We start from the raw sequence: 14,883 nt of genomic DNA, 5'->3' as shown, positions 1-14,883 counted from the left end.
GCGGTCGATCGCCAACGTTGCAGTTCTTTCCAGACGTTTGACTCGGATTGCCCCCAAAAATTTTCCAGAGATCAGATTCCAGAGATTGGATTCCAGAGATCTAACTAAAGCTGCTCTCAGCGATTTTCAGTAGCAGCAACCTACGTGGAGTTCCTGAATTCGTATTGATTTGTACCGAAATCATTCTTGAATGATTGCTTTCCCCCCCACAGCCACAGCCACCACAGCCCCCATAACCCTGTCGTTTCCAGTTGGGATCAATGCAATGGGATCAATGCAATGGGATCAATGCAATGGGATCAATGCAAATCTAACCGTGTTGCAAAGTTTTCCTTCCGAGTTGGCGAAAGTGCCCTGGCTTTCAAGATCGCTGCTGCTAAGAAGGCATAGGAAACCACACCCACCGCTGCCAGAACCAGCAAATTAATCGCTCCCGTCGTGTTCCAAAGCGCATGAAGCACGGATGCAGTCAGATAACCGACCCCCAGGATTTGCCACCGCTTCGACGGCTTTAAGACACTCAATCCAATGAAATAGCCGAAATAGCCGCTATAGGCCATGTGACCGGAAATTGATCCCAGAATTCGGGGAATCAGCAGTTGTAGTCCCACTAACTGTCCCGTTCCGCCATCGCCAGCCTGGAGGGTGACATCGTGGATGATTGAAGGTACGTACTGCCCCAGGGTTTCAATTAGCGTAAAGCCTACTGCTGAAGCTGTACCCAGCAGAATGCCATCCAGGGGTTCCCATACGCCAATGCGTTCGCGCCAGGGCGATCGCAGGGTTCGCCCCACCCAGTAGGCCAGCAGAACTGGAATAGCCTTCAGCAACTCCTCCATCAAACCCGCCCCAAACAGCATATTGACGAAGAATTCAGCAATATGGATCGATGAAGGATCTTCTGGAATACTGCCGGGCAAGATTCCCCGAAAAACCACGACAAACAGCAGTAAAACTGGACTGAAGAGCAAAGCTGCTGTCATGACTGCGGAGGCGGACAGTACCCACCAGGGTTTGCGTTTGCCGCAGAGTTGATAGACGTAATAGTAAGCAGCCCCAGAAATATAGGCAGCCAGTAGTAGATTGAATAACTGCGGAATACCGTTGGTGACAAACATCAGCACCACAAAGACGACCGTTAGAATCCCCGGTATCAGGTAGGCTTTGCGGGTAAGGTCGCGCCCAGTGGAAACGATCGGAAATAGCTGGCTAAAGGTGACAGAATCCGGGCTAGGAGGATGGCGTGGCTGAATTCGGCTAGGAGATTGAGTGGTGGAGAAGGCGACGGGGGCTGAAGCAGGGGGAGGAGCCGCTGCCAGTCCAGAATTAACCGGCGATGTTCCCCTTGGCTGAAGCTCTAAAACAAACTGCGGCCCATCCTGGGATAGGGTAATGCGATCGCCAAACTGCAAATGCTGGCAATCATAAATTCGATAACCGTTGATATAAGTCCCATTCGCGCTGTCCAAATCGCAAATCTGCCAACCGGAAGGAGAACTGGGAGCAGGGACAAACTGGGCGTGTTGACGCGACACTCCGCCATAGGCTTGTGAACCCAAAACAATTTGACATCGGGGATCGCGGCCGATTAAGACCGATTCAGCCGGATTAAGCACGTAGGGGGCGGGAAGGACGATCGCCGATGGGGTTCTATCTGGGGAAGGAACCTGCCGAAGAACTGCAACGTGAGAGGTAGATTCGGTCATCGTTGAGGATGCCGCAATAGGTAGGGATGGGGGGAAGTTATTGGTTTGCTCTCGCGTCTTGTACAGCCGCATAGAACAGGATGACCGTAAGCGGGATGGTTAGTGTCAGAATAATGCCCGTTACTAGAGTTCCAAGCTGAGGAGTCCCTGATGATAACTCAAAAACAGAACCAACCGCGGCAATAGCGGCTACACAAGAGCCTCCTAACAATACACCACTCTTTGGAGTCACTGATCAACACCTCACTAATCGATTAGACTGGGGCAACTGGGCGGTATGGAACCTTGAGCAACAGGGCAAGGACCATGGGACAAGGACAACGGGACAAGGACACTTGACAAACTGTCCTTCTATCCCACCATAAACCGGATGAAGTTTTTACAGCGGTCTGAGACAATCCGAGCCTGCGTTTTGTCTAAACCAAACCATACCAAAATAAGGGAGGCAGAACCACCTTGCGTGATTCCGCTACCCCACTACTTTAACTCAACCTGGAACTGATACCGTGCGATACTTACACAGGTTTAACTGCGTTCGCAGAAAATCCATTCTTGGAGAGTTCTTGATTCATTGCCAGGGTGTTGTCTACCCGATCGACAAACATTACCCCATTTAAGTGGTCAATTTCATGCTGAATCACCCGAGACAGCAGCCCCTTCGCCGTTATTTTCTGCGGTCTGCCATTTTCGTCCTTGTAGGATACTTCAATCACTTCAGGGCGAGTCACATCCAGAAAAACTTTGGGAATGCTGAGACAGCCCTCCTGGATGACGCAGGTATCGCGGCTTGCTTTGGTAATGACGGGGTTGATTAAGACGATCGCGGGGGTTGCAGCTTCATCTGGCTCACAGTCCACGACGATTAACTGCTTGTGAATCCCAACCTGAGGAGCTGCTAAACCAATCCCATCCTCGCTGTACATCGTCTGCAACATCTGTTTCGCCAGCTTACGGATGTCATCATCTACCCTGGAAATGCGCTTGGCAGGTTGACGCAGCACTCGATCGCCCAGGTAGTGTAGCTGGAGGGGAGGGTTGGCTAATTTTTTCTTTTCAACTAAAACTGGTGCAGACATGATCTCCTGGTTGGCAAACTTGCGTTGACGATGTAAATAAATGCTACTAAATTTTGCTTTCCTATTTCCATAATAGTGAATCGGGAGTGCGTCGGGGGAGGGGGCGGGCGGAAAATGGAAGGTGAAAGGCAGAAGTCGGAAGGTCAAAGGAGCACTCTCCACTCAACCTTCTCCCTCTACATACTTCTTCGTTTTCCCTGCCACATCTTGAAGTAGAGAGTACGATAAAGCATGGAGCATTACTTGCTTACTGGCGATCGAGATTTGGTTCACTTCGAGGAGGCTCACGTTGTCCTTTTCCACTGATGATTTTGCAAAAGCACTTGAGCAGCATGACTACAACTTTCAGCGAGGACAGGTCATTCGAGGAAAGGTAGTCAGCTACGATTCTGATGGTGTTTATGTTGATATTGGGGGCAAGGCGGCAGCATTTCTGCCAGGCGATGAAGTCTCCCTCCAGCGTGTTGCCAATATTGAACAATTCCTACCCACTGGAGAAGAAAGGGAATTTCTGATCATCCGTGAGCAGGATGGGGATGGTCAGGTGACGCTATCGCTGCGGCAGTTGGAAATTAAGAAAGCCTGGCAACGGTTAACCGATCTTCAAGAGAATAATGAAACGGTTCAAGCGAGAGTCAGTGGGGTGAACAAGGGCGGTGTGACAGTGGATGTTCAGGGAATCCGGGGCTTTATTCCTCGATCGCATTTGGTCGATCGGGATAATCCAGATGCCCTGATTGGCAAAGCTCTAACCGTCAGCTTAATCGAAGTCGATCCAGCCCGCCGCCGCCTGGTGCTTTCCCAACGCCTCGCTACCCAGGCCGCCAGTCTCAGCCAGCTCGAAATCGGTCAACTGGTAGAGGGCAAGATCGTCGGCATGAAGCCCTTTGGGGTATTTGTAGACTTTGATGGCACGACGGGCTTGCTGCACATTAACCAAATCAGCAAAAACTATGTCTCTTCCCTTGAATCTACCTTTGAGCTGGGACAACCCATCAAAGCCCTGATTATTGACATTGACGACTCCAGAAAACGGGTATCCCTGTCTACGAAAGTCCTGGAGAACTTCCCCGGCGAGATGCTGGAAAAAATGGCAGATGTGATGGCAGAAGCGGAACTGCGGGCGGAAAAAGCCAGAAACAACTTGAATAGCCGGGGAGTGGAGTAGACCATGCCTGTGGTTCTGATCACGGGAGCTTCTCAAGGGAGTGGCAAAGCGACGGCAAAGTTGTTTGCCCAGAAGGGTGACGATGTCGTTTTGGCAACACGGCAACCCGATCGCCTGCAAGCGATCGCGGCGGAAGTTTAATCCCTAATTTAATTCCTGGAGCGGTAAGGGAGTTGTGGCAAAATAACGCATCCGGTAAGGGCGCACAGCAGTGCACCCTTACAGCCGATTTTTTCAAAAAATGGGATGCCATTTAATTGCAGATCCCCAAGCTCTCGCAGTTCCAACTGGGGTGGGACACTAGCCTCAGGTGGCGCAAGGGTTTACTCCCTCATTTGCTGGTGTTTAAAGATGATTCATTGGCAGGCAAGATGCCTGCGCTATGGAAATTGGTCAATAATTGGTCAATAGAATTGCATTACACATTGCTATTTAATACAAAATCCTTGCTTTAGGTAGAGCAGCACCCGCACAGAAAACGCTAGGGTACTGACAAACGCTCAAGCAATATCAAATCAGTTATCAAACCAAAAATCGTTGGGATAAACAGCAGAAAGGGACGATCGCCGTTCATTCATCACTCGTTCATTCGCTCCTCATCGTTGCCTATGCCGTTTATTCAAATAAGTGTATTTATAGGATGAGTATGGTAGAAGCAACCCTTTCCCCCAAGCCCCTTTCCACGGAAGATTTGCAAAGGATTCATGCTTATTGGCGTGCGGCAAATTATCTCTCTGTTGGACAGATTTACCTGTTAGATAATCCCCTTCTACGGCAACCGCTCCAGCCAGAACATATTAAACCCCGACTATTGGGACATTGGGGAACCACTCCAGGATTGAACTTTATCTATGCTCACCTGAACCGGGTGATTAAGGCGCAGGATCTGGATATGATCTTCATTGCTGGACCAGGTCATGGCGGCCCGGCGCAGGTGGCGAATACTTATTTAGAAGGAACCTACAGCGAATTTTATTCCAATGTCTCCCAGGATGAGGCAGGGATGAAGGAACTGTTCCGGCAGTTTTCCTTTCCAGGGGGAATTGGCAGTCATTGCACGCCAGAAACGCCGGGTTCCATCCATGAAGGGGGAGAACTCGGTTATTCCCTTACCCATGCCTACGGTGCGGCCTTTGATAATCCAGATCTGGTTGTGGCTTGTGTGGTGGGGGATGGAGAAGCAGAAACCGGCCCGTTAGCGACAAGCTGGCATTCCAATAAGTTCTTGAATCCAGAACATGATGGAGCCGTACTGCCGATTCTCCATTTGAATGGCTATAAGATTGCAAATCCAACCATCCTGGCGCGGATGTCTCGGAAACAGCTTGAAAATTTGTTTGTCGGTTATGGGTACAAGCCCTACTTTGTAGAAGGCAGCGATCCGGAAACGATGCATCAATTGATGGCTGCCACGTTAGACACTGTAATTCGGGAAATCAAAGACATTCAGGCAGATATTCGATCGCACGGGTTTACCCATTTACCGGAATATCCAATGATTATTCTGCGATCGCCGAAGGGATGGACTGGGCCGCAGGAAGTGGACGGTAAAAAGGTGGAAGGCTTCTGGCGATCGCACCAGGTTCCTCTGTCCGATATGAAGCAAAAAACCAATATCGAACGGCTAGAATCCTGGCTCAAGAGTTACAAAGCTGAAGAATTGTTTAATGAAACGGGCAGACTGAAACCTGAACTGGCTGAACTGGCTCCCAGGGGCGATCGGCGGATGGGAGCGAATCCCCATGCTAACGGCGGTTTACTGCTGAAGGATTTGAAGTTACCCAACTTCCAGGATTATGCTGTAGAGGTATTGCAGCCCGGAACCACTTCGGTGGAAGCCACCCGCGTCATGGGTCGTTTTCTGCGGGATGTGATGAGATTGAACCAGGAAAGCCGTAACTTTCGGGTAATGGGGCCGGATGAAACGGTTTCCAATCGACTAGATCCGATCCTGGAGTCCACCGATCGCGCCTGAACCGCGGAAATTTTGCCAGAAGATGAACACCTTAATCCCTCTGGACGGGTGATGGAAATCTTGAGTGAAACCACCTGCCAGGGTTGGCTAGAGGGTTATATTCTGACGGGACGGCACGGATTCTTCTCCTGCTATGAGGCATTCATCCACATTGTGGATTCCATGTTTAACCAGCACGCTAAATGGCTCGACATGACGCGGGACATTGGCTGGCGCAGACCTCTGGCTTCCTTAAACTATCTGCTGACCTCCCACGTTTGGCGACAGGATCATAACGGTTTCACCCATCAAGATCCAGGTTTCCTTGACGTGGTGATGAATAAAAAGGCCTCGGTGGTGCGAGTCTATCTACCCCCGGATGCCAATACGTTACTATCGGTCACGGATCACTGCTTGCGGAGCCGTCACTACATCAACGTCATTGTGGCGGGCAAACAACCGGCCTTGCAGTACCTCGATATGGAGGCTGCGATCAAGCACTGTACAACGGGTTTGGGGATTTGGGGCTGGGCCAGTAACGATCAGGGCAGTGAACCCGATGTGGTGATGGCCTGTGCAGGGGATATTCCAACCCTGGAAACCCTGGCGGCTGTGGATCTGCTGCGGCAAAAATTTCCTGAATTAAAGGTGCGCGTCGTCAATGTGGTGGATCTGATGGCCCTTCAGCCCCAGAGCGAACATCCCCACGGACTACCGGATAAGGATTTTGACTCGATCTTTACCACGGACAAACCAATTATTTTTGCGTTTCACGGCTATCCCTGGCTGATTCATCGCCTCACCTATCGTCGCACCAATCACAAGAATCTTCATGTGCGTGGCTACAAGGAAGAGGGAACGATTACGACTCCGTTTGACATGACTGTACTGAATGAGATCGATCGCTTCCATTTGGTCAACGATGTGATCGATCGAGTACCGAAGCTAGGATACAAGGCGGCCTACACGAAGCAATTTGTTCAAGAAAAGTTAATTGAACACAAGCAGTACATTACTCGGTATGGGGAAGATATGCCCGAAATCCGAGATTGGCAATGGCATCATTAAGCAGTTAGGGGGCTGCGACAAATAACATATCCGTTATTGGGCGGGCAAGATGCCCACCCCACAAGATAGTTGGTTTTCAAGGTTTAATCAATCTGCCCGATCGGCGGCTTGTACTGCTTGTATCACGGCTGCACCAGCGCGATCGCTCATGAACCGCTGCTGATCATAGCCAAACACCATTTCCCAGGCATCGTCAGGATACTGATCGATCAAGGGTATCGCCACATCGTCCAGCATCCACTGACCGTGGAGTTCATCTACTTTAATGTGTAAATTCCAGTAGCTCATGGCGGAGTCCGATAGACCCAGCCGCTGACCGGCTGCCTGATAGTAACGGAAGGATGCAGGAACAGTCAATTCGCCATACAACAAGCCGCCGATGTAGCGCAAAAAGAACCGCTTCCGTTCGGTGAGGAGAAAGCTGTGGTTAATGATCGCCAGAATTTCCCACGGCACATCATCAAAATAGGCTTCCGGTTCTGTTTGTAACCCCAATTCCTCCAGCATGGTTGTGAAGTAGGAAGAATGCTTTCGCCCCAGACGACCCGCACCGTATTCTTCGACCAACAGGCGAGTCAGAACCGAATGAACTTCATTGGCCACACCACCCAGCGTCCGGGAAAGCTGACTGGCTTCCACTAATCCATCCAGCGAGGCAATTTTCACCAACTGACGGTAGCCTGCCAACTCCACCTGCTGCTGGAAGTACAGCCCCTCCTTTGACATAGGCGGATCTACATCCCTGGTGGTGCGTTCAACTAAGGCCTGTTGGACATCTATGCCCTGGTAGAGAGACAAATCCAGATGGGATGCTTCCCACTGCTGCCAAGCATCCTCAATTCGATCGCGAATTTGTCTCAGATAAGACGATCGTTCGTTCGTATAATTGCGTAGATCGTCATACCAGAATAGCTTCAGCCGATTAATCCGGTAAAGAATGCGCTGTAAAAACCGATGGGCTGCATGGTTGATCGATTTCCGTTCTACATTTTCCTTTTCGTAAGCAATTTCAATAGCGTTCCCCAATACCCGCTCAAATTCATCGGGATCAACGGATTGATCTGCTAACGCTTGATCTAACGCTTCCGTATCCAGAAGTTGGATAAATTGTTGTTCGCCGCGATCGCAATCATCTTGCGTTAAGACGGAATCACTGAAGGACGCTTTTACTGCTGAGTTCGTACTAGTAAGTTTAGAGACCATAAGTTCACTTTGTATCATTTTGACGATCGCTCTTTCAGCTTTTTAGATTACCTAGCCCAATTGTGAGCAATATCATGCGGTTGTTTCATCCACCTTAGAGGATGTTTTGGGTAAACTGATTCCCGAAAGAGGCAGAAAATCCGCAATCTCTGTCGGGAAAGTTAGAAAATTGGTGCTACTTCCTGACCGCAATATCTCTAAAGGTAGATAGCGGCAATTGGTACTTTTAAGCTTTTCTGAGCAATAGAAGCATCATGTTTCAACCGATCGATATGGCATTTAGATAACGGCATCTGGGCAAAAGGAGACGCTTGGTATGTCCCCTCAAAACGAGGATTTTACAATTGGTGTCGAAGAGGAATATCAAGTGATTGATCCTCAAACCCGGCAACTTTGTGCCAATGCACAAGAGGTTTTGGCTACCATTCACCAGAATCTCAATGATACGATCGCACAAGCTGAATTTCGACAGTCTCAAATTGAAATTGCAACACCCGTGTGTCGATCGCTTCAGGAGGTTCGTTCTCAGCTAACCCGATTGCGGGGAGAAGTGATCGCAGCAGCAGCGCAGAATGGATATCAAATTGCTTCGGCTGGAACGCATCCCTTTTCCCACTGGCAGGATCAACCCGTGACTCCTAAGCCAGATTATTTGAACCTCACCCAACGGTATCGCCGCCTGATGCAGGAACTGGTGACCTTTGGGTGCCATGTTCATATTGGGATTGCCGATCGAGAAATTGCCGTTCAAGTCGTGAACCGATCGCGGGCCTGGTTAGCTCCACTCCTGGCTTTATCCGCCTCTTCCCCTTTCTGGCTGGGGACGGACACAGGCCATGCCAGCTACCGCACTACTTTAACGAATCGTCTACCGATGGCTGGCCCTCCCCAGCTTTTTTCCTCCTATCAGGAATATCGATCGGTCGTGGATGCATTGGTCGCTACTCAAACCATTCAAGCTCCGACCCAAATTTGCTGGGATATCCGGCTTTCAGAACGGTTTCCGACCCTCGAATTTCGCATTACCGATGCCTGCACCACCATCAATGAAACGGTGATGATCGCTGGGCTAGTTCGGGCCCTGGTCAAAACGTGCTACGAGCAAGCCTGGATTAATGAACCGTATACTCCGGTTCGATCGGAGCTTCTATTGGCTGCAAACTGGTACGCTGCCCGTTTCAGCTTATCTGAGACGTTGATTGATACTGAATCCCAGCAAAATGTCTCAGCTCAGGAGCAAATTAAAACGCTGCTGGAGTTTGTTCGTCCTGCCCTTAAAGATTTGGGGGACTGGGATGAGGTTTCTGCCCTGGTGCAAATCACTTTACAGCAGGGCAGTAGTGCTGCTCGCCAGCGAACAATTTACGAACGAACCAGCTCACTGAAGGCGATCGTTGATTTACTGGTGCAGGAAACAGCAAAAGGAACGGGGTTATCTTAGGAATGCGAATCTAATAATCTGGAATTCTTGTGGGGTGGGCATCTTGCCTGCCCAGTTAGCGAAGCAAAACGTTGCACAGGTTCCTTAGTCCACGATCCTTAGCAGACGTTATTGAATGGGGAATTGAAACTCATAGGTATCGCCATGCTTCAGGTAATGAACACAATGCTCTAACCCAGCCTGAGATATTGCCTTGGCAAAGTCCTCTAACGGGGACTTCATCACCGTATAGTCATTGTAGTGAATCGGAATGACCTGCTTGGGATTCAGAATCTGAATCGCCTTGATACCCTGTTTACCATCCATTGTTAACAAGATCCCCAGAATTTTTGTTCCTCCTAAATGAATCAGAGCCAGATCAATAACTGGATAACGCTGGGGGATTTCGTGGAACTCTTTGTGAATCAACGTATCACCACTGATGTAAAGGCGAAGCTTCGTTTCCTCAGCAATCGTTTGAAACTCTAAAACACTTCCCATAACGGGCGGTAGCAGGGCTTGAAGGGGTCTGGGGCCGTGGAGTCCGGGTGTGGCAGTAATATAGAGATGGGCATCTCCTCTAATGATGTGCTGAGTTTCCCAGGTGTTTAGGGGATAGGTTGCTTTAAATCCCTTTTTACGAAGCTTTTTAACAGCGTGTTCTGTTGTAACGATCGGCAGATTGGGATCTAGTTTTTGCTCTACGACGCGATCGAAATGATCTTCATGCATGTGAGATAGCACGACTAAATCCAGAGGCGGTAAATCTTCCATTTCAATGGCTGGATTGGTGCGACGTTTCGATCGAATGCCATACCCTAGATGTACATGATCGCCCTGATGGAGAAAGTTAGGATCGGTCAAAATTGTAAAACCAGCATAGCGCAGGATCACAGTTGCATTTCCAACGAAGAAAATGGAACCTTTCTCAAAGTTTGGACGTTTGCCACCTGCGGGTAGGACAAGTTTGTTGACCGCGTTCATAATTACCAACCGATTTCACCTCGTTCTATTAGCGTAAAAAGTGCCCCGACTTTAAACGTCTATCACCAGGCCAGTTCCGCTTCATCAATTGGCAGAACTTGTTCTAAGTTGATGAGTGATTTTGAATACGTAGCAATAGATTCAGTAGATCGAAAATGAATCTATTCTTATTCGCAAAGCTTGTTTCAATCCCAACGCGGGTGTGTTTAAGGCGAATATCATCGTCACTCAGGAAATCAAAGTAGTCTTCCAATTGCATGATGGACGATCGCTCCTAAACCCTATCTTGTCTTCTTTGCCCCAGTATAGTGTTTGGCGAGATATTCCAGGGCACGAGACGCGATCGCAGGCTATCTTGATCCGCATACGATCAGCTTTGTCGATTGCCACCCCGATCGCAAAGTTAGAAATGGTGTGCTAATTTCTCAGCGATCACCCTTTTTCGCAATCACCCGATCGTCCCTTTTCTCTTTCAAGCGCGATCGCAACTTGCTGCAATCCTACATTGGTGTAGCCTTCTCATCGGGAAATCGCTCGTTCTCTCAGTTCCCAATCATTGTCTTAAAATGAAACTGGTTGATCAGTTGAAAAGATTAAAGATTGAGGACTGATTTTGAATGAACTTGAGGAGCAAGCTAAAAGACTGCTGCAAACACTCTTGTCCATACCGTTTGAATCCTGTGCGCTGATTACCCGCGAGTTTCGAGACCTCCCATTATCACCTGGACTGTACGCTGTTAGGCATCGTCAGCATGGGTTGCTTTATCTCGGTAAAGCGAAAAAGCTCCGAGATCGGTTTAGGGGTGGACATAAAGCCTGTACCTGGTCATGGTTGGATGATTATGACCATCGAGAGGTTGTAATCTCATTCGCACCACTCTCAATGATTGATGTTCTAAAATTGGGAGATGAGCTAGAGAGCATTCTGATTCATGCGACTCAACCTCCATACAATGCGAGATATCCTACTAGAGATTAAAGGTCATCATCATGCAAGCTCTGCCACAAACCGAGAGGAAACATCTCAGCCATGATGCCGCATTGATGTTGTTGGCAGTGTTACCAGAACACATCCGCAGTGCTTATCTAAATCATGCAAAGCAGATCGGCTACTCGATCGAAATGGTACTGGAGATGGCGCTCGCCGATTTTCTCGATCCTGATTCGTTAACATTTACAGACTGTAAGCCTCAGATCGGTTTACTTCTGAACGAAGATCAGGATACATCGTCAGAAATTGTTAGATGATTGCATCGCTCGTTCTTCAAAACGCGATCGTTTTTCCACTCATAATCAAACGACGATCACCTCTCTACTAGTTTCAAAGCCGATCGTCTCTTTTCAGGATGTGAACGATCGCCCCTTTTCTCTTTCAAGCGCGATCGCCTTTTGTTGCATCGTGTAATCGTCTCTTCCCCCATCACCCCATCCGATCGTCCTTTCCCTCATCGTTAACATGAGATCACCCTCTTTGATGCGAGATATAGAACCGATCGACTTGAAAGAAAGCAAATAGGGTACGATACACTTCATTAACACACCCTACGAGATCTGCGATCACTAGTGGGTCATTTGCCTCGGATATAGCCATTACTCGATCGCTGAAATCCGCTTATCTAAGCCATTCCCTCTTCTGAGAATGGCGATGCTCATGCCAAATGACCCACTAGTGCGATAAGAGCAATTAATCATCTAATCCAATTCGTTTTGTCATCGCACTCCTGAAAGCTCCACTAATATTTAAGTCTTCGTAAACTCTCTTAAAAAGATCAAACTTCGGATACATCTTTTTAACCTCATCAGTCGTAATCTCAAGCAGTTGTCCCCAATGCGGTCGTCCATCGTATTTTTGCTTAAGTAGCTCACGCAGTTCGTGGAGGGTATCGTCCAGTCCATTGGTTTCGTTTAGCATAGGTGTCTCTATCATGCATGTGTCACGACCATAGGCCATACTTAAGAAGCTTTCATCAGCCTTTACGAAACGTAGCGCAAATGGTGCTGTAATATATCGCCTATGACTGTTTGATATCCTTTGGAGGAAGATGATGATGTCATCCACTGCGTTAATAACATTACTTATATCTGTAGCATCAATGCCGACCTCACTAGAGACAACTGGCAACTCGTTAGCTGGTCCAATGTTCAAGATTTTATAACAACGGTTAATCACATCTGAATCTGTTGTTCCATCTAGAGCGGCTTCAATCAAGTCGGGGATTCCTTCTGGGTTTGAGTTAGCCAGAGCTTGAATCTTGTCAGCTAAAAACTTAATCTTGGCAAATTCGGACTGTACAATATTTCTTGCTCCGGATGGTGTAGTTGCATCGACCTCCTGACGAAGCGTCAAGACAACCGTTTCCTTGTAAGGATTAACCAGCATTTCTATATGCCGATACTGAACATTATGAACTAACCCGCTCAGCATTTGTTGCTTTGTCTTACTCCACAACTGTTTGACACGATCCTCTTTAAGCCAGTATGCGTTGCGAACCTCAATTACAACTGAGTATGTAATGCCCATGACACCGAAGCTAACCAGGCATGAATAGAAAACTTCATCATCTTGTATCAGTTCGATGTCAGGATACTTTTTAAGATGTGCCGACCGATTGGTAATACCATTGGACGGTTCAACTTGTAGCTGTCGTATTTCCCATCTATCATTTAAGGTAATGATATGCATGGAACGAACAGTCGATGCAATGGAACCAAGAGTAATGCCACTACCATGAGTCCCTGTACAGAGAGCACCAAAAATACTCTGTTTATCATACCCTCCTTGATTGATAAGGGCTTTCCCCTCATTCCAAAGAATTTCGTTCAATGCCTGAACACTAATACCTGCTTCAACTTTCCACAAATTTTCTTGGCTTAAACCTGCATGAAGCATGCTACTGTCGAGCACTAGTACTTTGTTTAGATTTTGTGTATAAAGAAATGCCCCATCTGTGTGAGCAACATCTGAAAAAGAGTATCCACCCCCAACTGCACGAATTTTAAGTCTTTGTTCAGCGGCAGTTGATATGTAGTAAATAAGTTCATTAAGCGAATGTGGATTTTCTACTACTGTAGGATAGGGAATTGCAATGTTGTGATAAAAAAGAGAATTATCAAGTTTGAGATAATAGTTATCTTCATCAATTTGCGTAATGCAAACTTCCATTGAAGATGAAGATACAGATTTTAGTCTTGTATACATATTGCCCAATGCGCCGGAAGACCAAAAAATCACTTGTACCAACGAGGGGAACTCAGATATTCCCCAGGAAAGCTCCTTCTGGCTCATTACCCAGGTCTCATTATTCTTTATCTGGATTCGCTTTCCCCAAGCAAAAAGTGTGGCAACATACAATTCATCTTGAAGATTGTATACACCTAGCCATACATCATGCCCAGTCATATTTTTGAAGTACATTAACGTATGAACCTCATAAGAAATTCAAAAAAATCATATGCTGCTTCTAGCCTCAAAAATCTTTTGGGTAAGAGCAGCATATGTTATTAAATTAGGTAGTGCTCGAACGATTTATTTCAAGTTTGGAAATAGAATCATCATTGGAATAAATGCAATCCCAACGCTTTATATTCTCCGGTCGCTCTGCTGCTTTGAACCTTGCTTCTTGCCGTACTATTGATTGTAGTAGGATGAAGCAAAAAAATGCGATATCGGTGCTTTATCCTTAGGATTGTCAACCCAGACATCTAGATTTTTGACTTGTGCGAGATTTTTGACAGTGCTCGTCCATTGTACACTTCCAGTGAGGTTGCCAATAGTGCCAGAAGGAATATTTAAAGTACTTGAATAACTGACACTAATGCTCATGGTTTGGCAGTCCATCCCCGACAACCTTATGGTACTTGAATAGCTATTATTCAAATCTAGAGAATCGCAGGTAATACGGTCAATGATAATGGTAGACGAGGAATTACAATGTATAGACACTGCGCCGGTGCTGATTAGATTAGCGATGATTAAGGTACTTGACCCATTTACATATATGTTGGCATCATCACAAATCACCTCATCTTGTCTTTCGGTTTGATTGCCATTCAGGTTCGGGCTGTAATGCTTGACTTTCATTTGTTTCTCCTTGATAGTTTGCTCAATGTTTATTAAGCCACTTCAACTCTGCAAACACCATCGAAGTTTGAGAAATTAAGCAGCAACTTAAGGCAACTTAAGGATCGATCGCCCTCCAGTCCAACAACATTAAGCACTTTAGTAAAATCACTGAGAGCCAATACACTCGATCGAATTATTAACTTTCATGTAAAAGTTCCGGTTTTCACCAATTTTTCAAGAC

At 47.3% G+C, this 14,883-nt stretch carries 12 protein-coding genes and 1 pseudogene; 6 read left to right on the top strand and 7 right to left on the bottom strand.

The window, feature by feature from the left end; all coding sequences use genetic code 11:
• Positions 1 to 299 precede the first annotated feature (299 nt).
• The 3 genes from ACM1PF_RS22075 to def form a co-directional block, all read right to left on the bottom strand.
• Complete coding sequence (locus ACM1PF_RS22075) at positions 300 to 1,706, bottom strand: PrsW family glutamic-type intramembrane protease (protein ID WP_416666937.1); 1,407 nt, start codon at positions 1,704 to 1,706, stop codon at positions 300 to 302.
• Between the two features lie 37 nt (positions 1,707 to 1,743).
• Complete coding sequence (locus ACM1PF_RS22070) at positions 1,744 to 1,938, bottom strand: hypothetical protein (protein WP_416666934.1); 195 nt, start codon at positions 1,936 to 1,938, stop codon at positions 1,744 to 1,746.
• Positions 1,939 to 2,221: 283 nt separating this feature from the next.
• The gene (gene def, locus ACM1PF_RS22065; protein WP_416676756.1) at positions 2,222 to 2,782 is read right to left on the bottom strand and encodes a peptide deformylase; all 561 of its coding nucleotides are present in this window, start codon (positions 2,780 to 2,782) and stop codon (positions 2,222 to 2,224) included.
• Positions 2,783 to 3,071: 289 nt separating this feature from the next.
• Between def and ACM1PF_RS22060 the strand changes: the two genes are divergently transcribed.
• The 3 genes and pseudogenes from ACM1PF_RS22060 (at position 3,072) to ACM1PF_RS22050 (ending at position 6,972) form a co-directional block, all read left to right on the top strand.
• Complete coding sequence (locus tag ACM1PF_RS22060) at positions 3,072 to 3,950, top strand: S1 RNA-binding domain-containing protein (RefSeq protein WP_416666931.1); 879 nt, start codon at positions 3,072 to 3,074, stop codon at positions 3,948 to 3,950.
• Between the two features lie 3 nt (positions 3,951 to 3,953).
• The gene (locus tag ACM1PF_RS22055) at positions 3,954 to 4,091 is read left to right on the top strand and encodes an SDR family NAD(P)-dependent oxidoreductase (RefSeq protein WP_416666929.1); all 138 of its coding nucleotides are present in this window, start codon (positions 3,954 to 3,956) and stop codon (positions 4,089 to 4,091) included.
• Positions 4,092 to 4,596: 505 nt separating this feature from the next.
• Positions 4,597 to 6,972 (top strand): annotated as a pseudogene (locus ACM1PF_RS22050) (phosphoketolase).
• Positions 6,973 to 7,059: 87 nt separating this feature from the next.
• On the opposite strand, the gene ACM1PF_RS22045 reads toward ACM1PF_RS22050, so the two are convergent.
• Entirely contained in the window at positions 7,060 to 8,175 is a 1,116-nt protein-coding gene (locus ACM1PF_RS22045; protein WP_416666926.1) for an iron-containing redox enzyme family protein, read from the bottom strand.
• 316 nt (positions 8,176 to 8,491) lie between these two features.
• Here ACM1PF_RS22045 and ACM1PF_RS22040 point away from each other — a divergent pair, with 316 nt between their 5' ends.
• Positions 8,492 to 9,616: a carboxylate-amine ligase gene (locus ACM1PF_RS22040; RefSeq protein WP_416666923.1), complete on the top strand. Its 1,125-nt coding sequence runs from the start codon at positions 8,492 to 8,494 to the stop codon at positions 9,614 to 9,616.
• Positions 9,617 to 9,724: 108 nt separating this feature from the next.
• On the opposite strand, the gene ACM1PF_RS22035 is transcribed toward ACM1PF_RS22040, so the two are convergent.
• Positions 9,725 to 10,579 (bottom strand): MBL fold metallo-hydrolase, encoded by an 855-nt coding sequence (locus ACM1PF_RS22035; protein WP_416666921.1) that lies wholly within the window; start codon positions 10,577 to 10,579, stop codon positions 9,725 to 9,727.
• Between the two features lie 202 nt (positions 10,580 to 10,781).
• Between ACM1PF_RS22035 and ACM1PF_RS22030 the strand changes: the two genes are divergently transcribed.
• Together ACM1PF_RS22030 and ACM1PF_RS22025 are read left to right on the top strand one after the other, a co-directional pair.
• Positions 10,782 to 11,000, top strand: coding sequence for a hypothetical protein (locus ACM1PF_RS22030; RefSeq protein ID WP_416676940.1), 219 nt, complete (start codon positions 10,782 to 10,784; stop codon positions 10,998 to 11,000).
• Between the two features lie 569 nt (positions 11,001 to 11,569).
• Positions 11,570 to 11,827, top strand: a complete 258-nt coding sequence (locus ACM1PF_RS22025; RefSeq protein WP_416666918.1) for a hypothetical protein — start codon at positions 11,570 to 11,572, stop codon at positions 11,825 to 11,827.
• A gap of 436 nt (positions 11,828 to 12,263) precedes the next feature.
• On the opposite strand, the gene ACM1PF_RS22020 is transcribed toward ACM1PF_RS22025, so the two are convergent.
• Positions 12,264 to 13,994: a D-arabinono-1,4-lactone oxidase gene (locus tag ACM1PF_RS22020; protein WP_416666916.1), complete on the bottom strand. Its 1,731-nt coding sequence runs from the start codon at positions 13,992 to 13,994 to the stop codon at positions 12,264 to 12,266.
• A 213-nt stretch (positions 13,995 to 14,207) separates the two neighbouring features.
• The gene (locus tag ACM1PF_RS22015; protein ID WP_416666915.1) at positions 14,208 to 14,660 is read right to left on the bottom strand and encodes a GIN domain-containing protein; all 453 of its coding nucleotides are present in this window, start codon (positions 14,658 to 14,660) and stop codon (positions 14,208 to 14,210) included.
• Positions 14,661 to 14,883 lie beyond the last annotated feature (223 nt).

This window comes from Egbenema bharatensis FJBBOT/2019 (assembly GCF_048077055.1).
In the GTDB taxonomy this organism is placed as follows: Bacteria; Cyanobacteriota; Cyanobacteriia; order Elainellales; family Elainellaceae; genus Egbenema; species Egbenema bharatensis.
The sequence above is the reverse complement of the archived record's forward strand: the minus strand, read 5'-3'. Positions and strand labels throughout refer to the sequence as shown.